This is a genomic window from Mycobacterium sp. IDUB_17, assembly GCF_055419465.1.
Window position 1 is genome coordinate 150272 of the sequence record NZ_JBVAXS010000006.1, and the last position, 24787, is coordinate 175058.

At 67.4% G+C, this 24787-nt stretch carries 23 protein-coding genes; 10 read left to right on the plus strand and 13 right to left on the minus strand.

From position 1 onward, the window contains the following. The first annotated feature begins 35 nt into the window (after positions 1-35). Positions 36-461 carry a F420-dependent biliverdin reductase gene (locus ACZYZ7_RS24105; protein ID WP_135455533.1) on the plus strand — a complete coding sequence of 142 codons (426 nt, stop codon included), beginning with the start codon at positions 36-38 and terminating at the stop codon, positions 459-461. 104 nt (positions 462-565) lie between these two features. Here the strand turns inward: ACZYZ7_RS24105 and ACZYZ7_RS24110 are convergent, their stop codons facing one another. Both ACZYZ7_RS24110 and ACZYZ7_RS24115 read right to left on the minus strand, forming a co-directional pair. After that, positions 566-1693, minus strand: a complete 1128-nt coding sequence (locus tag ACZYZ7_RS24110; RefSeq protein WP_463741981.1) for a M24 family metallopeptidase — start codon at positions 1691-1693, stop codon at positions 566-568. Positions 1694-1703: 10 nt separating this feature from the next. Beyond that, positions 1704-2099, minus strand: a complete 396-nt coding sequence (locus ACZYZ7_RS24115) for a VOC family protein (protein ID WP_463741982.1) — start codon at positions 2097-2099, stop codon at positions 1704-1706. Between the two features lie 22 nt (positions 2100-2121). Here ACZYZ7_RS24115 and ACZYZ7_RS24120 point away from each other — a divergent pair, with 22 nt between their 5' ends. Together ACZYZ7_RS24120 and ACZYZ7_RS24125 are read left to right on the plus strand one after the other, a co-directional pair. After that, on the plus strand, positions 2122-2982 hold the full coding sequence (locus ACZYZ7_RS24120) for a hypothetical protein (RefSeq protein WP_463741983.1): 861 nt from the start codon (positions 2122-2124) through the stop codon (positions 2980-2982). Further along, positions 2979-3938, plus strand: coding sequence for a 5'-3' exonuclease (locus ACZYZ7_RS24125; protein WP_463741984.1), 960 nt, complete (start codon positions 2979-2981; stop codon positions 3936-3938). Before ACZYZ7_RS24120 ends, ACZYZ7_RS24125 begins: the two co-directional genes overlap by 4 nt. Before the next feature lie 78 nt (positions 3939-4016). Here the strand turns inward: ACZYZ7_RS24125 and ACZYZ7_RS24130 are convergent, their stop codons facing one another. The 7 genes from ACZYZ7_RS24130 to pafA form a co-directional block, all read right to left on the minus strand. After that, positions 4017-4814, minus strand: a complete 798-nt coding sequence (locus ACZYZ7_RS24130) for a DUF4333 domain-containing protein (protein ID WP_135455544.1) — start codon at positions 4812-4814, stop codon at positions 4017-4019. A gap of 38 nt (positions 4815-4852) precedes the next feature. Further along, entirely contained in the window at positions 4853-7603 is a 2751-nt protein-coding gene (locus ACZYZ7_RS24135) for a DEAD/DEAH box helicase (RefSeq protein WP_463741985.1), read from the minus strand. Continuing rightward, a complete protein-coding gene (tatC, locus tag ACZYZ7_RS24140) occupies positions 7593-8537 on the minus strand; it encodes a twin-arginine translocase subunit TatC (RefSeq protein WP_135455547.1) in 945 nt (314 codons plus the stop codon). Before tatC ends, ACZYZ7_RS24135 begins: the two co-directional genes overlap by 11 nt. A gap of 76 nt (positions 8538-8613) precedes the next feature. Further along, on the minus strand, positions 8614-8862 hold the full coding sequence (gene tatA, locus ACZYZ7_RS24145; protein WP_135455549.1) for a Sec-independent protein translocase subunit TatA: 249 nt from the start codon (positions 8860-8862) through the stop codon (positions 8614-8616). 30 nt (positions 8863-8892) lie between these two features. Beyond that, the gene (locus tag ACZYZ7_RS24150; RefSeq protein ID WP_463741986.1) at positions 8893-9849 is read right to left on the minus strand and encodes a helix-turn-helix transcriptional regulator; all 957 of its coding nucleotides are present in this window, start codon (positions 9847-9849) and stop codon (positions 8893-8895) included. Beyond that, positions 9846-10859 carry a helix-turn-helix transcriptional regulator gene (locus tag ACZYZ7_RS24155; protein WP_463741987.1) on the minus strand — a complete coding sequence of 338 codons (1014 nt, stop codon included), beginning with the start codon at positions 10857-10859 and terminating at the stop codon, positions 9846-9848. The genes ACZYZ7_RS24150 and ACZYZ7_RS24155 overlap by 4 nt, the downstream gene beginning before the upstream one ends. An 18-nt stretch (positions 10860-10877) precedes the next feature. Further along, the gene (gene pafA / locus ACZYZ7_RS24160; protein WP_135455556.1) at positions 10878-12236 is read right to left on the minus strand and encodes a Pup--protein ligase; all 1359 of its coding nucleotides are present in this window, start codon (positions 12234-12236) and stop codon (positions 10878-10880) included. A 146-nt stretch (positions 12237-12382) separates the two neighbouring features. Here pafA and ACZYZ7_RS24165 point away from each other — a divergent pair, with 146 nt between their 5' ends. Beyond that, positions 12383-13063, plus strand: a complete 681-nt coding sequence (locus ACZYZ7_RS24165; protein ID WP_463741988.1) for a suppressor of fused domain protein — start codon at positions 12383-12385, stop codon at positions 13061-13063. A gap of 14 nt (positions 13064-13077) precedes the next feature. Here ACZYZ7_RS24165 and ACZYZ7_RS24170 read toward each other — a convergent pair whose 3' ends face one another. Further along, entirely contained in the window at positions 13078-13737 is a 660-nt protein-coding gene (locus ACZYZ7_RS24170) for a TetR/AcrR family transcriptional regulator (RefSeq protein ID WP_450070598.1), read from the minus strand. An 80-nt stretch (positions 13738-13817) separates the two neighbouring features. On the opposite strand from ACZYZ7_RS24170, the gene ACZYZ7_RS24175 reads away from it, so the two are divergent. Continuing rightward, positions 13818-14270: a hypothetical protein gene (locus ACZYZ7_RS24175; protein WP_463741989.1), complete on the plus strand. Its 453-nt coding sequence runs from the start codon at positions 13818-13820 to the stop codon at positions 14268-14270. A gap of 22 nt (positions 14271-14292) precedes the next feature. Here ACZYZ7_RS24175 and ACZYZ7_RS24180 read toward each other — a convergent pair whose 3' ends face one another. Next, positions 14293-15807, minus strand: coding sequence for a PucR family transcriptional regulator (locus ACZYZ7_RS24180; RefSeq protein ID WP_450070787.1), 1515 nt, complete (start codon positions 15805-15807; stop codon positions 14293-14295). A gap of 176 nt (positions 15808-15983) precedes the next feature. Between ACZYZ7_RS24180 and ACZYZ7_RS24185 the strand changes: the two genes are divergently transcribed. The 4 genes from ACZYZ7_RS24185 (at position 15984) to ACZYZ7_RS24200 (ending at position 22071) form a co-directional block, all read left to right on the plus strand. Then, the gene (locus ACZYZ7_RS24185; protein ID WP_463741990.1) at positions 15984-16835 is read left to right on the plus strand and encodes a universal stress protein; all 852 of its coding nucleotides are present in this window, start codon (positions 15984-15986) and stop codon (positions 16833-16835) included. Further along, on the plus strand, positions 16828-18369 hold the full coding sequence (locus ACZYZ7_RS24190) for an APC family permease (RefSeq protein WP_463741991.1): 1542 nt from the start codon (positions 16828-16830) through the stop codon (positions 18367-18369). The genes ACZYZ7_RS24185 and ACZYZ7_RS24190 overlap by 8 nt, the downstream gene beginning before the upstream one ends. 102 nt (positions 18370-18471) lie before the next feature. Then, entirely contained in the window at positions 18472-19341 is an 870-nt protein-coding gene (locus ACZYZ7_RS24195; protein ID WP_450070602.1) for a DUF559 domain-containing protein, read from the plus strand. Between the two features lie 135 nt (positions 19342-19476). Next, the gene (locus ACZYZ7_RS24200) at positions 19477-22071 is read left to right on the plus strand and encodes an NAD-glutamate dehydrogenase domain-containing protein (RefSeq protein WP_450070603.1); all 2595 of its coding nucleotides are present in this window, start codon (positions 19477-19479) and stop codon (positions 22069-22071) included. Here ACZYZ7_RS24200 and ACZYZ7_RS24205 read toward each other — a convergent pair. Together ACZYZ7_RS24205 and ACZYZ7_RS24210 are read right to left on the minus strand one after the other, a co-directional pair. Then, entirely contained in the window at positions 22037-23068 is a 1032-nt protein-coding gene (locus ACZYZ7_RS24205) for an agmatine deiminase family protein (RefSeq protein ID WP_450070604.1), read from the minus strand. The genes ACZYZ7_RS24200 and ACZYZ7_RS24205 overlap by 35 nt on opposite strands. Next, positions 23065-24057: a nitrilase-related carbon-nitrogen hydrolase gene (locus ACZYZ7_RS24210; RefSeq protein WP_450070605.1), complete on the minus strand. Its 993-nt coding sequence runs from the start codon at positions 24055-24057 to the stop codon at positions 23065-23067. Before ACZYZ7_RS24210 ends, ACZYZ7_RS24205 begins: the two co-directional genes overlap by 4 nt. 81 nt (positions 24058-24138) lie before the next feature. Here ACZYZ7_RS24210 and ACZYZ7_RS24215 point away from each other — a divergent pair, with 81 nt between their 5' ends. Further along, on the plus strand, positions 24139-24762 hold the full coding sequence (locus ACZYZ7_RS24215) for a TetR/AcrR family transcriptional regulator C-terminal domain-containing protein (protein WP_463741992.1): 624 nt from the start codon (positions 24139-24141) through the stop codon (positions 24760-24762). The last annotated feature ends 25 nt before the right edge of the window (positions 24763-24787 follow it).

Sequence of the window (24787 nt, forward strand, 5' to 3'; positions counted from 1 at the left end):
GGCAGCGATTATGTCCTGCGCTAGCGTGGACCCCGATGGCTACATCTCGTGGCAAGGCAACCACCAAGCTCACCAGCGAGGCGCTGGCGTTTCTCACCGAACGCCACCTGGCGATGCTCACGACGTTGCGCTCGGACAATTCCCCGCACGTCGTGGCGGTCGGTTTCACCTTCGATCCCAAGACGCACATCGCGCGGGTCATCACCAACGGCGGCTCGCAGAAGGCGGTGAACGCGCACGAGCGCGGGATCGCTGTGCTCAGCCAGGTCGACGGCGCCCGCTGGTTGTCGTTGGAGGGCAAGTCCACGGTGAGCAGCGAGCCGGACGCCGTCCGTGACGCCGAGCTGCGTTACGCCCAGCGCTACCGCACCCCGCGGCTGAACCCCCGTCGCGTGGTGATCGAGGTACGAATCGAGCGCGTGCTGGGCTCCTCGGAGCTGCTGGACCGCAGCGAGGCCTAAATTCCGGGGTCGACGGCCCGGCCCCGCTTCACGTGCGTAGCGCAGTGGCGGGAAAACGAGTCCAAAACCGCCACCACGCTACGAACGCGGCAGAGCGGCGGGCCTTAGTTCACCGGCACTACGACGAGATCGTGTGGCTGGTTGTTGACCGACAACGCGCCGTCCTCGGTGACGACGACGATGTCCTCGATGCGGGCGCCCCACTGCCCCGGGAAATACACGCCAGGTTCCACGCTGAATGCCATCCCGGCCTCCAGCGGCAGGTCGTTGCCGGCCACGATGTAGGGCTCCTCGTGCACCGACAGCCCGATGCCGTGCCCGGTGCGGTGTACGAATGCCTCGGCCAGCCCTTCGGCCGCCAGCACGTCGCGGGCGGCCGCATCGATCTGCTCGGCGGTCACGCCGGGGCGCACGGCCGCGACGGCCGCCTGCTGGGCGCGCTGCAACACCGCGTAGCGCCGCGCCACCTCGGGATCCGGTTCGCCGATGCTGTAGGTGCGGGTCGAGTCGGAGTTGTAGCCGGGCTCGTACGGCCCGCCGATGTCGACCACGACGATGTCACCGGCGCTCAGCTCACGCTCTGAGCATTCATGGTGCGGGTCGGCACCGTTGGGACCGGAGCCGACGATGATGAACGCCACCTCTGAGTGTCCTTCGGCGACAATAGCTTCGGCGATGTCAGCGGCCACGTCGGCTTCGGTGCGGCCGGGCACCAGGAACTCGGGCACCCGGGAGTGCACCCGGTCGATCGCCGCTCCGGCCTTACGCAGCGCGTCGATCTCGGCGGGATCCTTGATCATCCGAAGGCGCCGGAGTACATCGGTGGCCAGTACCGGGACCACACCGAGCAGGTCGGCGAGCGGCAAGAGGTGCAGGGCGGGCATGGAATCCGTCACCGCGACGGCACTGCCCGGCCCGCCGAGGGCGTCGGCGACCATCTGGTACGGGTTCTGCCCGTCCACCCAATCACGCACCGCCACATCGAGTTCGGTGACCGCCGACTCACGCAACGCGGCCAGTTCCAGGCGCGGCACCACGATGGTCGGGTCCCCGGTGGCGGGCAGCACCAGCGCGGTGAGCCGTTCGAAGGTCTGCGCGCGTGAGCCGACCAGGTACCGCAGGTCATAGCCGGGGGTGATGACCAGTCCGGCCAGACCGGCTTCTGCTGCAGCTGATGCTGCCGCGGAAAGGCGGTGGGCGTACACATCGGTGCTGAATCGGCTGACCGTCATGGCATCGAGGCTAGTGGTGCGGTAGATAACTGGCGATCTCGATCAGGTTGCCGTCGGGGTCGCGGCAATAGTGTGAGGTCATCGGGCCCAATGCGCCGGTCTTGGGAACCGGGCCCTCGGTGATCTCGACACCACAGGCTGTCAGATGCTCACCAACGGCCTCTGGTTCGACATCTGCGATGAAGCACAGATCCAAGGATCCCGGTGCGTCGACGGCGCCGGTCACCCAGTTGGCCGAACCGGTCGGCCGCACGTTGAGCTTCTGATCGCCGAACACCAACGCGATACGGCCGTCACCGAACACCTCCCTGCGCATGCCCAGCACCCGCACGTAAAACGAGACGGTGGCGTCGCTGTCCCGGCAGTTCACCACGACATGGTCAATACGGTTGACGGTGAAGGTCATACCTCACGCTACTGTCGCTGGAATGTTGCGTGATATCCGCGATCTCACCGGCGATCCCGAGGCGTATGCCGCTGAGCTGCGCAGGCGCTGGGGCGGCCTGTTGAGTTACCGGTACCTCGGGCGCTCGTATTCCTCGATGGACCTCGGTCCGGTCGACGACACGGTGACGTTGCGGCGCGACATGCGAAATCCGGCGGGCGGGTTGCTGCTTGCGGTGCTGGGCATCTCCTCCCCGGACAGCGGTGGCGTGAGCGATCTGGAAGCCGTACCCAACCCGGTCATCCACTCGTGCCAGGTGCTGGACCCGGCCGTCGATGTGGCCCGCATCCGGGTGGATACCGAGGTGCTCAAGCAGGGCAGGCAACTCGCGTACAGCCGGTCGGTGATCGTCGATGCCGACAATCCGGACCGGGTCATCGCGCTCACCGAGGGGCAGGGCATCTCCATCGGTACGCCCCCGGAGGGCCTGGAGAAAATGCCCGTAGACCCGATCGACATCGTCGACGGTCCGGATCTACCGCCACTGTGGCAGGTGTTCGGCGGCCACAAACGCGACAACGGACATTGGGCCCTACCCGAGCTCGCGGTCGAGGTGGCCTCACCAGACGCCGCGCTGCACATCGGCCCACAGTTCGTGATCCTGGAGACGGCCGCGGCGGACGCCTCTGCCGAGGCCGCAGGAACCGATGCGCTGCAAGGCCTTTCGTCGCATGTGATGTTCCTGGCCCGCGGTAAGGTCGGCCCGTTCCGGGTCGACACCCAGGTGCTGCCCGGCGCGGCTGGCACCGTCGCCGTGCGGGCCACGCTGTACGACGAGGGTGCCGGCGGAAAAGCCGTCACGGCTGCGTCCTATGTATTCGGTCGGATGGAGGAAACCCGATGAGCGACCCAGTTCTGCTGCTCGACGGCGCCAGCATGTGGTTCCGGTCCTACTTCGGCGTGCCGTCGTCGATCAAGGCACCCGACGGCAGGCCGGTGAACGCGGTACGCGGATTCCTGGACTCGGTTGCCACGCTGGTCACCCGGGAGCGACCGCGCCGGCTGGTGGTGTGCCGCGACGACGACTGGCGGCCGCAGTGGCGCGTCGATCTGGTGCCGTCGTACAAGGCGCACCGGGTGGAACAGCCGCAACCCGACGGCATCCCCGATGTCGAAGAGGTTCCCGACGACCTCACCCCGCAGGTCGACATGATCATGGAATTGCTCGATGCATTCGGCATCGCGACGGCCGGGGCGCCCGGGTTCGAAGCCGACGACGTGCTCGGCACGCTGGCCACGCGCGAACAGCACGATCCGGTCGTGGTGGTCAGCGGAGACCGTGACCTGTTGCAACTGGTACGCGACGAGCCGGCCCCCTCCGTCCGCGTGCTCTACATCGGCCGGGGACTGGCCAAGGCCACGAAATTCGGTCCGGAGGAGGTCGCCGAGCAGTACGGGGTTCCCATCGACCGGGCCGGACCGGCGTACGCGGAGTTGGCCCTGCTGCGGGGTGACCCGTCCGACGGGCTGCCCGGGGTCGCCGGGATCGGCGAGAAGACGGCGGCGACGCTGCTGGCCCGGCACGGCTCGCTGCTGGGTATCCGGGCGGCCGCCGAGGACCCGAAATCCTCACTGTCCAAAGCACATCGGGCCAAGCTGCTGGCCGCCGCCGACTACATGGCCGCGGCTGAACCGGTGGTCCGGGTGGCCACGGATGCCCCGGTGACGTTGTCTGCTGCGACCGACGATCTACCGTTGGCCGCCGGCGACCCGGCGCGGGTCGCCGAGCTGGCCGCGGCGTACGGGGTGACCTCGTCGATCAGCCGGTTGCAGTCAGCCCTCGACCGACTGCCCGGCTGACTCCGTCCGCGCCATTTGCTACATCAGGGTCGCTCGCGCGCGGCGAAGCGACCCTGATGTAGATATCGGCGGGCTGACTTACTTGGGTCGACCGACCTCGTAGGTGCCCTTGTCGTCCTTGAAGGTCACCGTCACCTTGCGCTTGGTGCCGTCGATGGTGACCTCGCAGTCGAAGGTCGAATCCTTTTTGACCGTCGGATTCTCACCGTCGTTGCACTTGACGCCGGTGACCTTGGTGGCACCGTAACCGTTGGTCTTGTCGGTCAGGATCTGCTCGACGCCGGTCTGGGCCTTGTTGATGTCGAGCTTGGTCGTCACCGCCCATCCCGGAAGCCAGAACGCGGTGACCGCGAGGATGATCAGCAACAGGGCCAGCAGGCCGCCGACGACGCCGCCGATCACGGCCAGCGAACGCTTGGATTCCCCCGAAGCGCCCGGCACACCGTAAGGCCCGAACTGACCGGGAGCGCCGTACTGGCCCGGCTGAGGGTATTGACCCGGCTGGCCGTACTGCGGCGGCTGCCCGGGCTGCCCGTACTGCGGTTGCTGCCCATAGCCAGGCACCTGGCCGTACTGCGGCTGGCCGCCGGGGTACGCCGGCTGGCCGTACTGCTCGGCCCCGGGGTACTGCGGCTGTTGTGGCTGCTGCGGCTGCGAATAATCCGGCTGCTGCACGCCTTGGGCAGGCGGCTGGTACGACGGATACTGCTGCGGCGTGTACGCCGGCGGCTGCCAGGCCGGAGCGTGAGGCGTCGGGTCCTCGGAAGCGGGGGTGGGTGGCTGCCACGCCTCGGCACCCTGCGCCTGGTCCCCCGTGGGCTCAGGCTGCTGACCGGGCCACTGCTGTCCCTGGTCAGATCCCTGCGGTCCGCTCATGGTTCTCCTTGATCCTGTTCGGTATCGCCTGCCACACATTACCCCGCATCAACAGCAACAACACCGCGCCGAACATCGTTGACAGCGCGTTTCGCGGTATTGCGCAGGGCAGTTGCGGGTGCGGCATTGCGCACCTGGTCGAGCAAGTCGAGCACCTGACGGCACCACCGCACGAAATCCCCCGCCGACAGCGCAGAACCCGAACCAGCGACATCCGAGGCCGCGAGTGCGGCGGCCAGATCGCCGGTGGTCGCCCACCGGTAGACGGCGGTCACGAAGCCTTCGTCGGGTTCACGGCTCGGCGCGAGCCGGTGCCGCTGCTCGTCGCCGCGCAGGTCCGCCGAGACGCGCCGGGTCTTGGCCAGCGCGCGGCGCAGGCTCTCGGTGGGAATGTCGACTCCCAGGACCCCGCCCGCGGAGTCCCCGCGCGATTCGAACAGCACTGCCGAGAGCACGCCGGCCAGTTCCGCGGGCTGCAAACCGTCCCACAGGCCGGCGCGCAGACATTCGGCCACCAGCAGATCGCTCTCGCTGTAGATCCGGGCCAGCAGGCGACCGGCGTCGGTCACCCTGGGTTCACCAGAGTCGGCCTCGATGAAGCCGCGTTCACTGAGCAGCGCCACGATTCGGTCGAAGGTGCGGGCCAGCGAGTTCGTCGCCGCGTTCACCTTCTGCTGGATCTGGGCGTTGTCACGTTCGATGCGCAGATAGCGTTCGGCGATCCGGGCCTGGGCCTCGCGGTCCGGTAGTTGATGCGCCGGGTGATGACGCAGTTCGTCACGCAGGCCGGCCAGTTCGGGATCGACGTCGCGTTCGGGGGCCGCGGCGCCCCTGCTCGCGCGCTTCGAGGGCACCGAGAGGTCGGCGGCCGCCGAGCGCAACGCCGACGCCAGATCCCGACGCACTCGTGGCTGCCGGTGTTCGACCCGCTTGGGTAGCGTCATCGCACCCAGCGGGGCCGACGCACCCGAGTAGTCGGCCGACGAAATCCGGCCTGCCCAACGGTGTTCGGTGAGCACCAGCGGTCTCGGGTCGTCACTGTCGCGTTGCGCGGGCTCGAGCACCACCGCCAGTCCGCCGCGGCGGCCGTGGGTGATGGTGATGATGTCGCCGCGGCGCAACTCGGCCAGTGCGTCGGTGGCGGCCCTGCGGCGTTGCAGTCGCGATGCCCGCGACTGCGCGCGTTCGCGTTCGCCGATCTTGGTCCGCAGCCGGACGTAGTCGAGGATGGGCGCGTCTTTGCCGCCGAACTCGGCCGCCAGCTCGCTCATCATCCGTTCGCCGCGCGCGATCCCGCGCACCAACCCGACCACCGATCGGTCCGCCTGATACTGGGCGAAGGAGCGTTCCAGCAGTTTGTGCGCCTGTTCGGGCCCCATCTGCTGCACCAGGTTGATGGTCATGTTGTAGCTCGGCGCGAACGAGCTGCGCAGCGGGAAGGTCCGGGTCGAGGCCAGGCCGGCGACCTCCGCGGGTTCGGCGTTGCTGTCGTCGGGCCGCCACAGCACCACGGCATGGCCTTCGACGTCGATACCGCGGCGCCCGGCCCGCCCGGTCAGCTGGGTGTACTCCCCCGGCGTCAACGGAACATGCTGCTCGCCGTTGAACTTCACCAGCCGCTCGAGCACCACGGTGCGGGCCGGCATGTTGATGCCCAGAGCCAGGGTCTCGGTGGCGAACACTGCCTTGACCAGGCCCGCGGTGAACAGCTCCTCCACGGTGTGCCGGAACACCGGCAGCATGCCGGCGTGGTGGGCGGCCAGCCCGCGCAGCAGTCCTTCGCGCCATTGGTGGTAATCGAGGACGATCAGGTCGGATTCGGCCAGGTCGGCGCAGCGCCGGTCGATGATCTCGGCGATCCGGCTACGTTCCTCGTCGGTGGTCAGCCGCAGTGGCGCACGCAGGCACTGCTGGACAGCCGCGTCGCATCCGGCCCGCGAGAACACGAAGGTGATGGCGGGCAGCAGCCCCTCGGCGTCCAGGGTGGCGATCACGTCGGGCCGGCTGGGCGGCCGGTACAGCTGCGGGCGCCCGCCTCCGCGCCCTCTTCCGCGTGGTTGCCAGTCGGCCAGCCGATCGGCCTCGCGCCGATGGCTGATGTGGCGTAACAGATCCGGGTCGACGAGCGTGCTGTTCGTGCCCTCGAACAGATCGAACAGCCGCCGGCCGACGAGCATGTGCTGCGAGAGCGGCACCGGCCGGTGTTCGTCGACGACGACGGTGGTGTCGCCGCGAACGGTCTGGATCCAGCCGCCGAACTCCTCGGCATTGCTGACCGTCGCCGACAGGCTGACCAACAGCACGTCCTCGGGCAGATGAAGGATGACCTCCTCCCACACCGCACCGCGCATCCGGTCGGCCAGGAAGTGCACCTCGTCCATTACGACATAGGAAAGCCCATGCAGCGCAGGCGAATTCGCGTACAGCATGTTGCGAAGCACTTCTGTGGTCATCACCACGATGTCGGCGTCACCGTTGATGGACTGGTCTCCGGTGAGCAACCCGATCTTGTCGGCGCCGTAGCGGGCCACCAGATCGTTGTGTTTCTGGTTGCTCAGCGCCTTGATCGGTGTGGTGTAGAAGCACTTGCCGCCCGCCGCCAGCGCCAGGTGCACGGCGAATTCGCCGACCACGGTCTTGCCCGCCCCGGTCGGTGCACACACCAGGACGCCGTGACCGCTTTCCAGCGCACGGCAGGCACGCAGCTGGAAATCGTCGAGGGCGAACGGATATTCGGCGGTGAACCTGATCAGTTCACCGCCGGATTGCTCACCAGGATCAGGTGGCATCGTCGTCGATGTCGATTCGCGACGGTCCGCTCACCGGTTCCGGCGTCTGGATCGGTTCCGCTGTCGGGATCGGCGCGGCCTCGTCCTCGGGCACCTCCAGTGCCTCGCGCCGCGCCTTGCGCCTGTCGTTGACCCGCGCGATCTGGATCGCGAACTCCAGCAGCAGGCTGAGCGCAGAGGCCAGCGCCAGCATCGTGAACGGGTCAGAGCCCGGCGTGGCGAATGCCGCGAAGACGAACAGGCCGAAGATCAGGCCGCGGCGCCAGACCTTGAGCCGCTCGTAGCTGAGCATGCCGATCAGGTTGAGCATGATGATCAGGAGTGGGAACTCGAAGCTGATGCCGAACACCAGCAGCAGATTGATCAGGAACCCGAAGTACTGCTCGCCCGACAGCGCGGTGACCTGCACGTCGCTGCCGACGGTGAGCAGGAAGCCCAGGGCGGTGGCCAGGACCACGTAAGCCAGGATCGCGCCGGTGATGAACAGCACGGCGCCGACGCCGACGAACGCCATCGCGAAGCGGCGTTCCTTCTTGTACAGACCTGGCGTGATGAACGCCCACAGCTGATAGAGCCACACCGGGCAGGCCAGCACCAGCCCGGCTGCCAGCGCCACCTTGAGGCGCAGCATGAACTGGTCGAACGGGCCGGTGGCCAGCAGCCGGCACTCGCCGTCCGGGGCGATGGTCGCGCGGGCCGAGGCGGGCAGTGAGCAATACGGGCCACGCAGCCATTCCCCCAGGCTGTGCAGACCGAAGAAGCCGTTGGTGTACCAGAGGAAGCCGAAGATCGTCGTCACGAGAACAGCGAGCACGCTGATCAGCAGACGGTTACGCAGCTCGTGCAGGTGGTCGACCAACGACATCGTGCCGTCGGGGTTGACCCGCGAGCGGCGGCGGCGGGGATCGAGCTTCTTGATGAATCCGGAGGTCACTGGCGTGTTCTAGAGGCCTGGTCGTAGACGTGGCACGGCATCGCGGGGCGATGACCGCGATCGGATGCCGGACCGGTCAGGCCGTGTGGCGGTCCGGGGACTGCTCGGGAGCCGGAGCGTCGACCCGCTCGGAAGCAATCGGCTTGGCTGGCGGGGCCTCCGCCGGGGAGGCCGCAGAATCCGACTGCATCTCCTTGATCTCAGACTTGAAGATCCGCATCGACTTACCGAGCGACCGCGCGGCGTCCGGCAGCTTCTTGGCGCCGAAAAGCAGCACGAACACCGCGATGACAATGATCCAGTGCCAGGGTTGTAGACCACCCAATTTGGTTACCTCCAGACGTCGGTGCCGAGTCTACCCGCGTGCGTCGTCGGCGTCGTAGACACGCAGGGCCTCGGCGGCCGCGTCCCGCACCCGCTGCGCCAACGACTCCGGGGCCAACACGGTGACCGCCGAGCCGAAACCGAGTACGAACCTGGCCATCCATTCGTCGGAGGCGTAGGTCATCGCAGCTTCGCAGGCCCCGCCGGGCAGCTCGTTGACCACCCGCAACGGGTAGTAGTCGAAGGCCCACGCGGCAGTCGCGTCGACCAACAGGGTGGCCGACGGGAGGGCCGGATCCGCGTCGAACAGTGACATGTCGGGGCCGGCCTGTACCGCCGGTGGCGGCGGTGCCGATATCTCGTCGAGCACCTGCGCGTCGACGATGCGGTCGAAGCGGAACAGCCGCACCGCCTCGGCGGTGCGGCACCACGCCTCCAGATAGCTGTTGTCACCGACCAGCGCGACCCGGATCGGATCGACCGTGCGTCGGCTCAGCGAATCCCGCGACGCCGAGTGGTACTCCACCGTCACCGCCCGGCCGTCGCGCACCGCGGCCCGCACGGCCGCGGCAGCGACGCTTTCGGTCTGCGCCGGCTCGTCGACGGCCGCCAGCTTGCTGCCCGCGGCAGATTCGATCTTGGCGATCGCGCTGCGCGCGGCTTCCGGATCGACCATGCCGGGCACGTCGACCAGTGCCCGCAGCGCGACCAGGATCCCGGTTGCTTCGGTGGAGGTCAGCCGCAGCGGGCGGTCCACACCCGCACTGAACGTGACTTCGACTGTGTCGCCTTCGAAATCGAAGTCGATGAGGTCGCCGGGGCTGTACCCGGGCAGCCCGCACATCCACAACTGCCGCAGGTCGTCGTCAAGCTGCTTGCGGGTGACGCCCAGCGCCCCGGCCGCCTCGGCCCGCGTGACCTTCGGGTTGGCCTGGAAGTACGGAACCATGTTCAGCATCCGGACCAGCCGGGTGGAAACCTGACTCATGCGCGATCCTCGCTGACCCTCATGCCGCGGTCCGCCTGCGCCCGCAACCGCGCCAGCACGTCGTCGCGCAGCGATTGTGGCGCCAACGCCACGGCGTCGGCCCCGTAACTCGCGATCTCCCTGGCCAATCTGTCGTATCCGCCGACGTCGACGGTGATCTCCTCACCTGCGCGGCCGCCCAGCGTGCGCGGTACGGTCCCGACGGCCTGTCGTCGCAGGGCAGTTGCCCGGCCGTCGGCCACCCAGATCCGGGCCTGTTCCCCGGTCGGTGCTTCGGCGACGACGCGCTGCACCACCTCACGCAAGTTGACGCCGTCGGGTTTCTGCACGGTACCGGCTTCTCCGATGGCGGTGACCGTGTCACCGAGGCGGGACAGCCGGAACGTGCGGGTGTCGTCGCGGAGCCGGTCATGACCGACGAGGTACCAGCGGCCCCGGTGCGTCACCACACCCCACGGTTCGACGGTGCGGGTGGTGTACGGATCGCTGCGCGAGTACCGGTGTTCGAACTGCACCACCCGTCCGGTGTCGATCGCCGACAACAGGGTTCCCAGGACCTTCTCCGAACCCCTGATACCCGGCAGTACAGTCGTGGAGGTGATCGCGACGGACGAATCGCCGCCTTCGACGTCCACCCCTGCCGCCCGCAGTTTGAGCAACGCACCCTGGGTCGCGGTGATCAACTCCGGGGATTGCCACAGCTGGGTGGCCACCGCGACGGCGGTGGCTTCGTCGGTGGTCAACGCGACGGCCGGCAGTGCATAGGCCTCGCGGTTGATCCGATAGCCCTCGGTGGGGTCGAACTTCGACACCCGGCCGGTCTCCAGCGGGATTCCAAGATCGCGCAATTCGTTCTTGTCGCGCTCGAACATTCGCGAGAACGCCTCGTCACTGGAGCTGTCGTCGTAGCCCTGGACGATATTGCGGATCTTTTCTGCCGGCAGAAAACGATCGGTTGACAGCAATGCGATGACAAGGTTCATCAACCGCTCGACTTTGGATACCGCCACGAGATGAAAGCTTAGAGCTCACATGCTGGCGATCAGGCGCTTGACTCGCTCATCAACCGACCGGAACGGGTCCTTGCACAGCACGGTGCGCTGGGCCTGGTCATTGAGCTTGAGGTGCACCCAGTCGACGGTGAAGTCCCGCCCCGCTTCCTGTGCCGCGCTGATGAACTCGCCGCGCAGCTTGGCCCGGGTGGTCTGCGGCGGAGTGTTGACCGCGGCGTCGATCTCCTCGTCGGTGGTGATCCGGGCGGCCAGACCCTTGCGCTGCAACAGGTCGAACACCCCGCGACCACGCTTGATGTCGTGGTAGGCGAGGTCGAGCTGGCTGATCTTCGGGTCGGACAGCTCCATGCTGTAGCGGTCCTGGTAGCGCTGGAACAGCTTGCGCTTGATCACCCAGTCGATCTCGGTGTCGACCTTCGCGAAATCCTGGCTCTCGACCGCGTCGAGCTGGCGGCCCCACAGGTCGACCACCTGCTCGATCTGGGTGCTCGGTTCGCGGGTCTGCAGGTACTCGACGGCCCGGCTGTAGTACTCGCGCTGGATGTCCAGGGCGCTGGCCTGCCGGCCGCCGGCCAGCCGCACCGGACGCCGCCCGGTGAGGTCGTGGCTGACCTCGCGGATGGCGCGGATCGGGTTGTCCAAGGAGAAATCACGGAACGGGACGCCGGCCTCGATCATCTCCAGCACCAGCGAGGCGGTGCCCACCTTGAGCATCGTGGTGGCCTCACACATGTTGGAGTCACCGACGATGACGTGCAAACGGCGGTACTTCTCGGCGTCGGCGTGCGGCTCGTCGCGGGTGTTGATGATCGGACGTGACCGCGTCGTGGCGCTGGAGACGCCCTCCCAGATGTGCTCGGCGCGCTGGCTCAGGCAGAAGGTGGCGGCCTTCGGCGTCTGCAGCACCTTGCCCGCACCGCAGATGAGCTGGCGGGTGACGAGGAACGGCAGCAGCACGTCGGAGATCCGGGAGAACTCACCGGCCCGCACGATCAGGTAGTTCTCGTGGCAGCCGTAGGAGTTGCCCGCCGAGTCGGTGTTGTTCTTGAACAGGTAGATGTCACCGCCGATGCCCTCGTCGGCCAGCCGTTGCTCGGCATCGATCAGCAGGTCCTCCAGGACGCGCTCACCGGCGCGGTCGTGGGTGACCAGCTGGGTCAGGTTGTCGCATTCGGCGGTCGCGTACTCGGGATGGCTGCCGACGTCGAGATACAACCGCGCGCCATTACGAAGGAACACGTTGGAACTGCGGCCCCACGACACCACCCGCCGGAACAGATAGCGGGCAACCTCATCGGGGCTGAGCCGACGATGGCCATGGAAGGTGCAGGTCACACCGAATTCCGTCTCGATGCCCATGATTCGTCGCTGCACGCTAACGAGCTTACGGGGTGGTTCACCGCAACGGTGGACAAGCGCGCGCTGACGGTGCGGCAAAATCTGGACATCGTGGCCGTCACACTCGTCGGCACGACGCCCGTCGGTCCCGGATCGGGCGGACCCGGAGAGTTGGGAGAGCCATGGGCCTGTTCGGCCGGAAGCACAAGGACAGCGCCGCGGAGCAGCCGGCGGCTGACGTCGCCGCGGGCGACGACGACAGCGCACCTGGCTGGGACGCGATCACCGCGGCGTTCGACACGCTCTATCCGGATCAGCCCGAGCCGCTGCACATGGCCGCCCTCATCAAGTGGTGCTTCGGGGGCCCGGACCCGCTCGACGGCATCAGCATCTACCGGAGCCCGGAGGCCCTGCACTTCGTCACGTACGGGTTCTCCGACCTCTACGCCAAGGAATCCACCGATCCGGCGTACAGCGGCTTCGGCATCGAGCTGACGCTGAAGCTGAAGCTCGCACCCGGGGCCAACGAGGACGAGGAGATGCGGACCGCCTGCGTCAACCTGCAGGGCTTGGCACGCTACGTGTTCGAGTCGGGCAAGGTCTTCCAGCCGGACGAGTACGTCTACACGGGCCAGGAGGCCGGCATCGACACCGGGCACCGGTCGGCGCTCACCGGCTTCCTGACCACCCTCGACGCGGCCGGTGAGATCGATACCCCGCATGGCCGGGTCACGTTCGTTCAGCTCGTCGGCGCCACCGACGCCGAGCTGCGCGCGATCGTCGACAAGCGGTACACCGCCGGGCAGATGCTCGAGCTGATCGGTAGCGACATCACCGATCTCGGGCGCGCCAGCGTGGTGTGAGGTTCCGAAAGCCCCTAGGCACCGGACGCCAGCGAGCCGTCGGGCAATCCGAGGATGCGCTCGATCGCCTGTAGGTACGCGCCGATCACACGTTGTGCGCGGGGTCCGCTGACGTCGATCCCGGGTGATTCGTGCTGCTCGACCGCGACGGCGAAGGCATCGGCGAGCACGCCGTCCAGGCCCGCGATGAACATCGCGGCCTCGTGCGGGAACCCGACGTGGAACACGCCTTCGTCGCAGCCCTGGCGGATGACGGCTTCGAGCATGGGCACCGAGGTGCGCATCGACTGCTTGGCCAGCTTTTGGCGGAACAGCGCGTTCTCGTCCCGCCACAGGTTCATGAGGGTTGTCACGACCTCCGGGTTTTCGGCCTTCCAGGCTGACGATGCACCGAAGTAGGCGTGGAGCTTGGCGACGGCGTCGAGGCTGTCGTCGGCGATCACGGCTTGCAAGGGCAGCGACGCACTTTCCGCCATCGCGTCGACGATTCCTTCCAGGAGCGCCTGTTTCGAACCGAAGTAGTGATAGAGCGCGCCCTTGGACATCTGCACCTTGGACAGCACGTCCTCGATGGTCATGCGTTCATAGCCCTTGTCATGCATGAGCTCCAGAGCGGCATCGAGGATCTCGCGCCGCCGGGCTGCGTACTCCTCCGGTTTGACCCGACGGGCCACGAACACCTCCCATTGACGACTGCTCGGGTCGAGCCTAACCTAAAAATAGACCGTCCGTCGGTTTATTGATTGGAGTAGCGATGCCACAGGCCACCCCCGAAGCCCGACGCCGCACCCGGGCGTTCGCCCGCGTCCTGGGCCCGTTCGTCGCGGCCGCGACCGCGATCATCGCGATTCGCCTGCCCGACCTCACCGGGCTGCTCGGCGGACTGTTCGACAACGCGGTCCTGCCCTGGATCCTCGGTGCGGCGATGTTGATGATGGGCCTGATCGTGATCGCGTTCCACCAGTACTGGTACAGCGTGACGGCGGCGCTCATCTCGCTGTTCGGCTGGTTCGTGGCGCTGCGCGGACTGGCGATGATGGCGATTCCGTCGGCGATCGACTCCGGGGCGAACGCGACGGCCACCAGCCCGGGCCTACAACTGGGCGCCCGGGTCTTCTTCCTGCTGCTGGCCGCGATGGGCTTGTGGTTGACCTACGTCGGCTGGCGTCGCGAGCCGACGCCGGACGAAGCGGCGGTCACCGTCTGAGCACGCGGCCGCGGTGGCGCGGTCAGCCGCGCGCCAAGATCGCCAACAGCAGCTCGGCCCGCACCCGGGCCACCCCGAGATCACACCCCAGCAGCCCCTCGGCGATCTCGATCCGCTTGCGCATCGTGTGCCGGTGCACGCCGATGGCCGCCGCGGCGGCCTCCCACTGGCCGTTGGCCTCCAGGAACGCCCGCAGTGCCGCCATCAACCCGGATCCGTGCTGCGCGTCGTGGTCGGCCACCGGAGTCAGCACCGCCGCCCCGAGCGCCATCAGCACCTCCCGGCTGGGCCCGGAGGACAACAGTGCGCTGCCCGCCAGATCGGCGAATTCCAATGGATAACAGCCGCGTTCGGCCACCGATGCGGCCAGCCGGGCATCGTCGACGGCCTGTATCAACCGCGCCAACGGCCGCATCCCGCTGAGCCCGCTGCGGCTCGACTTGCGCACCGAACGGTCCAGCCCGCTCAGCAGACCGGCCGCGCTCTCAACCGTCGCCGTGCCCGGCAGCAACACGGTCAGCCGGCGATCGGCACCGTGCACGAACACCGGATGTCCGGCCGCCTCCAGCTCGCGCACCACCGCGGCCCGCGCCCGGCTCCGGTGACTCGCGGACTTCGTTTCTCCGTCGAAGTCGACGATCAGGACCCGAATCCGGCCCTCGACATCGGCGACCGGCGCCAGCTGCGCATACACCGGATCCAGGTCGTGTTCGCCGGCCAACAACAGCCCCAGCGCCTGTTCATTGAGCAGCCGCTGCACCTCCTGCAACCGGGCCGGCTTCTCAAAATCCAAGGCCAGCAACGATGTTGCGTGCCCGAACAGAACCTGGTCGACCGGACTAAGGGCACCGGGGCCGACCACCGCGAGTACACCGTGCGAACGGCCGCCGACCCGGATGTCCTGTTGGGCCACGGTGGTGCCATCGGACAGCACGCGGACGCCTGACGCGGCTCCCGGTTCGATCGAGTCGCGTACCAGGTTGACCGTCGTGACGCTGAGGTTGCTCGGGTGCGATGCGATCACCGTCCCGGTCGGATCCAGCACCACCACGGCGGCCTTCAGCGCGCGGCCCAGTTCGGCCGCGACACCGCGCGGACCGTCGCTCACCACCGCCCGGGTGATCCGCGGCTGCGCCCGGGAAGCACGCAGCACGGCGTCATATTCGAGCGCTGCAATGCGCGAACCGACCCGCTGCACGACTGCCGCGAACGGTGTCCGAAGCGGGACCTCGATCAGCGCCAACCCGAGCTCATCGGCGGCTGCCACCACTTCTTCCGGAACCGCATCGAACGTCAAGCCGATTCCGAAACCCACTGCAGTGACGCCACTTTCGGCGAGCAGCTGCAGGTAACGTCGGCGACCTCGAGCGCTTGCGGGCAGGCTGATGCCGGTGGTCAGCACCAACTCGCCGCCGGAGAGCCATTCGGCCGGATTCGCCAGTTCGGTGGTCAGCACCAGGTTCACCTCGCGCCCGACACCGGCCGCGCCGGCGAGCAGACGCAGATGCAGATCCGACTGCTCGATCACCCACGACACCGGGACCGCCACCCACAGGAATGTACAGAGTGTCGAAAACCTGCACTGAGAATCTCCATATTGTCGGATGATCTGCGATGTGTTACGCGACACACTTGGCCCGCCAGAGACCTGATGAAATTCACAAGAGATGGACGGCGCGGGGTGTCGGCTGGACAGCTGCGGAGGACTAGTCGATGAGTAGCCCACGAATCGCCGTCGCCTACATCGCCACACCGGGAGGCGACGACGCCGTGGCAGTCGGGGAACAGATCGCCCGCACCCTGAGCGCGGCCCTTGACCTGTGCATGGTCCTGCCCAGTGACCGCTCGGCGCTGGCCCCCACCCCCGGCGACGTGCTGCACCGGGAAGCCGACGGCTGGCTGGCTGCGGCCGCGGCGCGGGTGCGCAACGACGTGCCGGTGACCACCCACCTGAGCTACGACGAGTCCAGCACCATGGGCCTGATCGCGGTGGCCGAGAACCTGGGCGCCGATGCGCTGGTGGTCGGTGGAGCCGGCGGCGGGATGGCCGGTCCTCTGTCACTCGGCTCGGTGGTCAACGACCTGGTGCATGCCTCCCCCGTACCGGTGGTGATCGCACCGCGCGGCGCCCGATTGCAGCGCAACGAGCGGATTCGGGAGGTCACCTGCGCCATCGGCACCCGGCCCGGAGCCACCCAGTTGCTCAACACCGCCTTGCGGTTCTGCCGGGCCACCGAGACGCCCGTTCGCCTGGTGTCGCTGGTCGCCGTGGATGACGCCCGCCGGCTGGACGCCGCCCAGCAGCACGCTCAGCGCGCCCTGGACCAGGCGAAAGACTTTCTGCCGGATGATGTTCCGGTCTCCTCACAGGTGGCCACCGGCCCGACCGTCGAGGAGGCGGTCGACAAACTGGGCTGGCGTGACGGCGACATGATCATGGTCGGTTCGAGCCGGCTGGCCCAGCCGCGCCGCCTGTTCCTCGGGTCGACTGCGGCGAAGATGCTGCGTGTTCTGCGGGTCCCGATGTTTGTGGTGCCTAAAGATGAAGGGGCAGAGCATGTCTGAGCAACTGGCCAGCACCGAACTGGAACGGGCCGAGCGCGAGGAGGGCCTGGTCGCCAAAGGCCTGGCGCCGGGGCGGATCGGCACCTTCACCGGCGCGATCCTCGGCATCTCGACGGTGGCGCCGGGCTACACCCTGACCGCCAGCATCGGGCTCATCGTCGCGGCGGTCGGGCTCAAGATGCCCGCCATCCTGATCGCCGGCTTCATCCCGATGTTCCTGACCGCCTACGCCTACCGTGAACTGAACTCCCGGGCTCCCGACTGCGGCGCGTCGTTCACCTGGTCCACCAAAGCCTTCGGGCCGTACGTCGGCTGGATGTGCGGGTGGGGCATGGTGATCGCCACCATCATCGTGCTGTCCAACCTGGCCTCGATCGGCGTCCTCTTCGGCTACGAGTTCCTGGGCAAGGTGCTGCACAACGACACGCTCGCGATGCTCCCTGCCGACAATGTCGGCGTCAACATCGTTTCGACGGTCGCGCTACTCGCCATCGCCACCTTCATCTCGTGCCGCGGCATCACCACCAGCGAGAAGGTGCAGTATGTGCTGGTCGGATTCCAGATGACCGTCCTCCTGACGTTCGCGGTCGTCGCCATCGTGCGGTCCGGCGGCGTCGAGGGGCATTTGAGTTTCGACATCCAATGGTTCGACCCGTTCACCGGACTCACGATGAGCGCCTTCGTCATTGGGCTGATCGGCTCGATCTTCGCCTTCTGGGGCTGGGACACCTGCCTGACGCTGGGCGAGGAGAGCAAGGACCCCACCAAGGTGCCCGGCCGCGCCGGATTGCTGTGTGTCCTGTCCATCCTGCTGACCTACCTTCTGGTGGCGGTCGCGGTGATGATGTACGCCGGGGTCGGCGACACCGGGCTGGGATTGGGCAACGAGGAGATCGCGGAGAACGTGTTCGGGGCGCTGGCCTATCCGGTGCTGGGTGACTGGGGCGGGCCACTGCTGCTGCTGGCGGTGTTCGCATCGTCGATCGCCAGCCTGCAGACGACCGTTCTCCCGGCCGCCCGCACCATGCTGGCGATGGGCGCCTACGGCGCCTTCCCCAAGCGGTTCGCCAGCGTCAGCCCACGATCTCTGTCACCGGTGTTCAGCACCGTGGTCGCCGGTGTGGTGACCGCCTGCTTCTACACGGTGGTGACACTGCTTTCCGAGCGGACACTGCTGGATACCATTGCCGCCCTTGGCATCATGATCTGCTGGTACTACGGCATCACCGCGTTCGCCTGCGTGTGGTTCTTCCGCAAAGAACTGTTCCTCAGCCCGAGGAACATCATCTACAAGCTGGTGTTCCCGGCGGTCGGCGGCATCATGCTGCTGTCGGTTTTCGTCAAGTCGGTTCTGGTGAGCATGGACCCGGAGGCCAGCGGCAGCGGCGCGTCGATCGGCGGCGTCGGCCTGGTGTTCTACCTCGGCTTCGGCATTCTGCTGCTCGGTGCCGTCCTGATGCTCGTCCTGCGTTTCGTCCAGCCGGCATTCTTCCGGGGCGAAACCCTGACCATGGACACGCCCCCGATCCCCTGAGCCTGGGGTGATTTGTGCACGATTTTCCGCGCCTGCCGCGGACAATCGTGCACAAATCACAGTCGGTGGAACCGAAGCGGCGGCGCGGACGTCCGATTCAGTGTGCTCGATGACTACCTTCGCAATCACGATGGCGTGATCACCCGGGCACAAGCCCTGTCCGCCGGCCTCAGCGACGACGCCATCAGCCGTCGCGTTCGTTCGGGCCACTGGCTGCGTTGCGCACCCGGGGTGTTCTTCGTCGACGATCGTCCATTCACCGATTCAGCACGGGTGCGCAGCGCGGTGTGGTCGTACGGGCCATCTGCCACCGCCAGCGGACTGGCCGCCGCATGGTGGCACGGCGTCACGCGCTACCCGCCGAAGAGCGTCGAAGTGACCGTGCCCAGGGTGAGCAATCACCGCAAGCGCGACGGGATCCGCGTCCGACGCCGCGATCTGCCCGGCTCCGACATCATCGAACGCAATGGACTCCGCGTAACCGCACTTCCACTTTCGGTCGTCGAAGCCGCGACCCGCCGCGGGGGTGGCGCCAAGCTGATGGATGCGGCATTGCAGCGGCACGTCGAGCTGAAACAACTATGGGATGCGCATCTGCGCAACAAGGGCCGGCACGGGTCGCCCGCCGCCCGGATACTACTGCTCTCCGCAGCAGACGGCGCCCGCTCCGAAGCCGAACGCCTGCTGGTGAAACTATTGCGTCGCAACAAGATCACCGGATGGAAGGCCAACTGTCCGGTCGCGGGATACCAGGTCGACGTTGTCTTTCCGGCGGCGAGGCTTGCCATCGAAGTCGACGGCTGGGCTTTCCACAGCAACGCTGACGACTTCGTGAACGACCGGAACCGGCAGAACATCATCTCGCTGCACGGATATCAGATCTTGCGGTTCACCTGGCTCGATCTGACGGAATATCCCGATCGGGTCCTGGCCGAGATCCGGAATGCCTTGCGGCTTCGACACTCTGCCTGAGTGATTTGTGCACGATTTTCCGCGCCAGGCGCGGAAAATCGTGCACAAATCACTAGACAATATGGCGCCGCGAACGTCACCATCATCGCCAGTATGTCGATGGCCGTTCGGCCCGCCATGGCCGAGACTCGGCCTGTGGAAAACCCTTCTGCCCGAGTGTCTTTTGCCGCCGACGAAGCCGGCACCCACGCCGAGGTGCAGTGGACCGGATCCCCGCCGCTGCTCGCCGAGGTCTGCGCCATGTTCGAACACTTCGGCTTGCGTGTCGCCTCCTATCGGGCCAGCGACGCCGGACACCACTACGAATTCGGCGGTCTCGACCTGCCGACATCCACGCTCGATCTGATCGCACGGGCCTACGAAGCCGCGATCGCCGGACGCTGGCAGGTCGACCGATACGCCGCGCTCATTCCGTCAGCCGGAATCGATTGGCGCCGGGTAGTTCTGATCCGGGCGGCCACCCGATTCATCCGGCAGACCGGGTTGGGTTTCTCGTCCGACTACATCATCGACTCGCTGGTCGCCGCACCGGATTTCGTCAACGCGCTGCTGGTGCTGTTCGATGCCCGCTTCAACCCCGACCGCACCGACCGCACCGACCGCGCCGACGCCGCCCAAGCAGATCTCGACGTGGCGGCCCTGGTGGACGCCGCGACCTCGCTCGACGACGAGCGTATTCGCCGCACGCTGCACAGCTTCGTGCGGGCGACCTTGCGTACCAACTGGTTCCAGCTCGGACCAGATGGCCAGGCCAAGGACTACCTGTCCTTCAAGATCGATTCGGCCCAGCTGGCCGACACCGGCCCGGTGGTCCCCTACCGCGAAATCTACGTGTGCTCCGACACCGTCGAGGGCATACACCTGCGCAGCGGCGCCATCGCCCGAGGTGGGCTGCGCTGGTCGAATCGCCCTGAGGACTTCCGCACCGAGGTGCTCGGCCTGATGAAGACGCAGGCCGTGAAGAACGCCCCCATCGTGCCGGCCGGCGCCAAAGGCGCGTTCGTGCTCCGCAACGCCGATATCGCCCCCGCCGACGGCTACCGCACATTCATCCGCGGGCTGCTCGACGTCACCGACAACATCGTCGATGGTGCGGTCCGTCATCCGGACCGGACGGTGTGCCCCGACGGCACGGACGCCTACCTGGTCGTCGCTGCCGACAAGGGCACCGCGAAGTTCTCCGACCTGGCCAATTCCATTGCCGCCGAGTACGGCTTCTGGCTCGGAGATGCTTTCGCCTCGGGCGGTTCGGCCGGCTACGACCACAAAGCGATGGGCATCACCGCACGCGGTGCGTGGCTCTCGGTACGGCGGCATTTCGCCGAAGCCGGCCACGACCTCGATGTCGATCCGTTCACAGTCGCCGGTATCGGCGACATGTCCGGTGACGTGTTCGGCAACGGAATGTTGCTGTCCCACAACATCAAACTCGTCGCGGCGTTCGACCATCGGCACATCTTCGTCGATCCCGACCCGGACCCCAAGGTGTCCTTCAACGAGCGCACACGGCTGTTCGGTCTGCCCGCATCGAGCTGGCAGGACTACGACTCGACGCTGATCTCGGCCGGTGGTGGGGTGTGGCCCCGCACTGCCAAGTCGATACCGCTGTCACCGCAGGCACGGACCGCGCTGGGCATCGAAGCGGCCGAGTGCACCCCGGACGACTTGATCTCGGCGGTGCTGCGCGCCCCAGTCGACCTGCTGTGGAACGGCGGCGTCGGCACATACGTCAGGTCCGACGGGGAATCCGACTCCGACGCCCGGGACAAGGCAAACGACCGCGTTCGGGTGACGGCATCGCAGCTGCGCTGCAAGGTGATCGGCGAAGGCGGCAACCTCGGACTCACCCAGCAGGCGCGGATCGGATTCGCCCTGAACGGTGGCCGGGTCAACGCCGACTTCATCGACAACGCGGCCGGTGTCGCGACCTCAGACCTCGAGGTCAACATCAAAATCGCCCTGGATTCCGGCAACATCGATACTGCACAACGCAATACGCTGCTCTCCGACGCCACCGAGGACGTCGCCGCGCGGGTGCTGGCCGACAACGCCGAGGCGATCCTGGCAATCAGCATGGCCGCCGCCGAAGCCGATTCGCTGCTGGACCGGCACATCAGGTTGATCGGCAATCTGCGGGACGAAGCGGGCGTCGACCCCCAAGTCGAGGGGCTGCCTGCCGGGCCGGAACTGGCACGCCGTCGCACCATGGGACTGGGACTCACCCGACCTGAGATCGCGGTGCTGCTGGCCCAATCCAAGAATCTGGTGGCACAGGAGTTGCTTGCCTCCGACATTCCGGACCAGGAGGTGTTCGCGCACCGCCTCGGGGACTACTTCCCCGCTGGGATCGCCCAGCATGCCCGCGCCGAGATCAGCCGCCATCCGTTGCGCCGTGAGATCGTCGCGACCTCGGTGGCCGGCGAGCTGATCAACCGGGTCGGCCCCGGCACCATCTACCGCATGCAGGAGCGGTTGGCGGTGACCACGCCGCAGGTGGCGCAGGCCTACGCCACGGTGCGCGACATCCTCGATCTGGACGCGCTGTGGGCGGCGGAACTGGCCGGCAGCAGCGATGAGGGGCAGCGCATCCAGGCGTTGCTGCAGGTACGCGAGCTGGTCGAGCACCTGACGTCCTGGGTGCTGCGCAACGGGACCGGCAACCGCGCCCGGGTGAGCGCGGCGATCGGCCGGCTGATCACCGCTGGAGAGCGGCAGGCTGATGTTGGGTGATGCAATGAATGCCGCCGCCGCGCTCGAATAGCGGGCGGGCATCGACGCTGAGCACACGGCGGCCCGGATACTGTTCGGCGAGGATCGCCGCCGCGTCGGCGTCCCGCGGATCACCGAAGGCACAGGCGATCACCCCGCCGTTGACCACCAGGTGGTTGATGTAGCTGTAGTCGACGAAGCCGTCGGCGTCGGTCAACTGGTCCGGCGCCGGTAGCTCCACGATCTCCCACGGCCGTCCTGTGCTGTCGTGGGACTGCTCGATCGATGCGCGGATTTCCTTGCACACCACGTGATCCGGATGCTCCTCGGCGCCCTGCGCATGCAGCAGCAGCCGGCCGGGCGACGTTATCGCGGCCACGATGTCGACATGGCCGCGAGTGCCGAAGCGCTGCGAGTCACGGGTCAACCCGCGCGGCAGCCACACCGCGTGATCGGCACCGATGGTTCGGGCCAGCTCGGCCTCGACGTCCGCCTTGGTGGCGCCGGGGTTGCGACCGGGGTCCAGTTGCACGGTCTCGGTGACCAGGACGGTTCCCAGCCCGTCGACCTGGATGCCGCCCCCTTCGTTCACCAGATTCGAGTCGACCACCGGCACTCCGGACCAATCAGCCACGGCCGCAGCGATTTTCGAGTCACGATCCCAGCGTGCCCAATCCTGTGCGCCCCAGCCGTTGAACACCCAGTCCACCGCGGCCACCGAACCGTCCTCGGCGTGCACGAAGGTGGGGCCGATGTCGCGCATCCACGCGTCGTTCAACGGAGCCTCGACGATGTCGACAGCTGCGGATAGATAGCGTCGGGCCGCGGCCATTTCGGCGGGATCCACCACCATTGTCACGGGCTCGAACTCCAACACCGCGTGCGCCACCGCCGCCCAGGTGGTGCGCGCTTCGTGGTGTTCGGCTTCGGAGTCGCCCAGCGAATAGCCGGCGGACGGGAAGGCCATCCACACGCGATCCTGAGGTGCACTCTCCGCCGGCATCCGGTGAGTGGTCATTTCACCACTGCCGTGGCTGCGTGGCCGGCTCCGTACGGGTGCGCCACATCGACCGGCGCGGTCAGCGCGGCATAGGTGTCGGGCCGCCGGGTGAGCAGAAACGGGAACAGCTCCAGCCAGTCCCGGCGCTGATCCAGATCCAGGTCGGCGACCAGCACGGCTTCTTCGTCGCGAGGTGCCTGCACCAGCACCCGGCCGAACGGGTCGGAGATGAACGACGAACCGTAGAAGGTGACCTTGCCCTCGTCACCGATCCGGTTGGGCACCACCATGAACAGCCCGCTGCTGATGCCGTTGGCGACGATCACGTGCTGCCACAGCGGCTGGGTGTCGAAGGCCGGGAACACCGGCTCCGAACCGATCGCCGTCGGGTAGACCACGATCTCGGCGCCGCCGAGTGAGTAGCTGCGCGCCACTTCGGGGAACCACTCGTCCCAGCAGGTCGGCAGGCCGACACGGGCACCCAGGCCCTCTGGGTTGTACACGGGATAGGGGTCACCGTCGGCGGACGGCCCCGGACCCGGACGGAAATAGGTGTCTTCGTAGTAGCCGGCCGAGATCGGGATGTGCAGCTTGCGGGTATATCCGGCCAACTCCCCCGACGGGGTCACCAGGATCGCCGTATTGAAGCCCAATCCGTCTTCGGCCGGTGCTTTTTGGTACAGCGAAGCATGCACGAAGACGCCGTTCGCGCGGGCGGCCTCGGCGGCGAGGGCAAAGGTCGGGCCTCCGGTGAGATCCTCGGCGGACTCGCCGGGATTCTGTCCGGCCGGGGTGTCCGCGGGGTATCGCAGCAGGGTGATCTCCGGCAGGCAGACCAGCGCGGCACCGGCGCCGGCCGCCCGATCGATACCGTCCCGTAGCACCCTGACCAGCTCCGTCGCGTCGGGCCGCCACCGATGCTGCACCAGCCCCACCCGCAGCGGAGGGCGCGTCGACTCGGCGCTTCGGGACAGCGACTCGGGCGCGGTGGCGGTCAGGGTGATCATCGGTCGACTCCTAAAACGAATGGTGTTCGTTTTATTGTGACCCCGCTTACAGCGGTTGTAAAGAGGTAGTAGAAATGTGCCATGGGACGCCCGCCGGTACCGCTGCTCTCCCCCGACCGCATCACCAGTGCGGCAATGGATTTGGTGAACTCAACCGGCGGATTCAGCGTCCCCCGACTCGCCCGGGCGCTGAAGGTCCGGCCGTCCTCGCTCTACAACCACGTCGCCGGACGCGAACAGATCGTCGAACTGCTACGTGAGCGGGCCATGTCCGAAGTCACCCTCCCCGACGACGACCCGGCCCGCCCCTGGACCGAGGTGGTCGCCGACATCATGCGGTCCTACCGGCAGAGCTACGCCCGCTATCCGCGACTCATCCCGCTGCTCACCGCACACGCGGTGAACAGCGAACATGCCCTGACCATGTACAACACCCTGGCCCTCACCTTCAGCCGCGCCGGGTTCGACCCGGCCGACACGCTGCGCGCCATCACCCTGATCGACTCATTCGTGCTGGGCTCGGCCCTGGATGTCGCCGCCCCCGACGAACCCTGGAGCACCGGCGCCGAGGTGGGCCCGGAACTGACCGCCGCCCTGGCCACCGGCAGCGCCAAGCCCGCCCGCGCCGACGACGCCTTCGAATTCGGCATCGCGGTACTGCTGAGCGGACTGACGGTTGTGAAAGCAGACGCCGACCGGGATTGAGGCCGCGGTCGACGCGCTGCGCGAT

What these genes read in the sequence shown, in the direction of transcription:
- ACZYZ7_RS24190 (WP_463741991.1), top strand. Translation starts at nt 16,828, where the DNA reads ATGTCTGAGCAACTGGCCAGCACCGAACTGGAACGGGCCGAGCGCGAG.
- ACZYZ7_RS24185 (WP_463741990.1), top strand. Translation starts at nt 15,984, where the DNA reads ATGAGTAGCCCACGAATCGCCGTCGCCTACATCGCCACACCGGGAGGC.
- ACZYZ7_RS24120 (WP_463741983.1), top strand. Translation starts at nt 2,122, where the DNA reads ATGTTGCGTGATATCCGCGATCTCACCGGCGATCCCGAGGCGTATGCC.
- ACZYZ7_RS24115 (WP_463741982.1), bottom strand. Translation starts at nt 2,099, where the DNA reads ATGACCTTCACCGTCAACCGTATTGACCATGTCGTGGTGAACTGCCGG.
- ACZYZ7_RS24215 (WP_463741992.1), top strand. Translation starts at nt 24,139, where the DNA reads ATGGGACGCCCGCCGGTACCGCTGCTCTCCCCCGACCGCATCACCAGT.
- ACZYZ7_RS24165 (WP_463741988.1), top strand. Translation starts at nt 12,383, where the DNA reads ATGGGCCTGTTCGGCCGGAAGCACAAGGACAGCGCCGCGGAGCAGCCG.
- ACZYZ7_RS24205 (WP_450070604.1), bottom strand. Translation starts at nt 23,068, where the DNA reads ATGACCACTCACCGGATGCCGGCGGAGAGTGCACCTCAGGATCGCGTG.
- ACZYZ7_RS24175 (WP_463741989.1), top strand. Translation starts at nt 13,818, where the DNA reads ATGCCACAGGCCACCCCCGAAGCCCGACGCCGCACCCGGGCGTTCGCC.
- ACZYZ7_RS24130 (WP_135455544.1), bottom strand. Translation starts at nt 4,814, where the DNA reads ATGAGCGGACCGCAGGGATCTGACCAGGGACAGCAGTGGCCCGGTCAG.
- ACZYZ7_RS24105 (WP_135455533.1), top strand. Translation starts at nt 36, where the DNA reads ATGGCTACATCTCGTGGCAAGGCAACCACCAAGCTCACCAGCGAGGCG.
- ACZYZ7_RS24135 (WP_463741985.1), bottom strand. Translation starts at nt 7,603, where the DNA reads ATGCCACCTGATCCTGGTGAGCAATCCGGCGGTGAACTGATCAGGTTC.
- ACZYZ7_RS24110 (WP_463741981.1), bottom strand. Translation starts at nt 1,693, where the DNA reads ATGACGGTCAGCCGATTCAGCACCGATGTGTACGCCCACCGCCTTTCC.
- ACZYZ7_RS24125 (WP_463741984.1), top strand. Translation starts at nt 2,979, where the DNA reads ATGAGCGACCCAGTTCTGCTGCTCGACGGCGCCAGCATGTGGTTCCGG.
- ACZYZ7_RS24210 (WP_450070605.1), bottom strand. Translation starts at nt 24,057, where the DNA reads ATGATCACCCTGACCGCCACCGCGCCCGAGTCGCTGTCCCGAAGCGCC.
- ACZYZ7_RS24150 (WP_463741986.1), bottom strand. Translation starts at nt 9,849, where the DNA reads ATGAGTCAGGTTTCCACCCGGCTGGTCCGGATGCTGAACATGGTTCCG.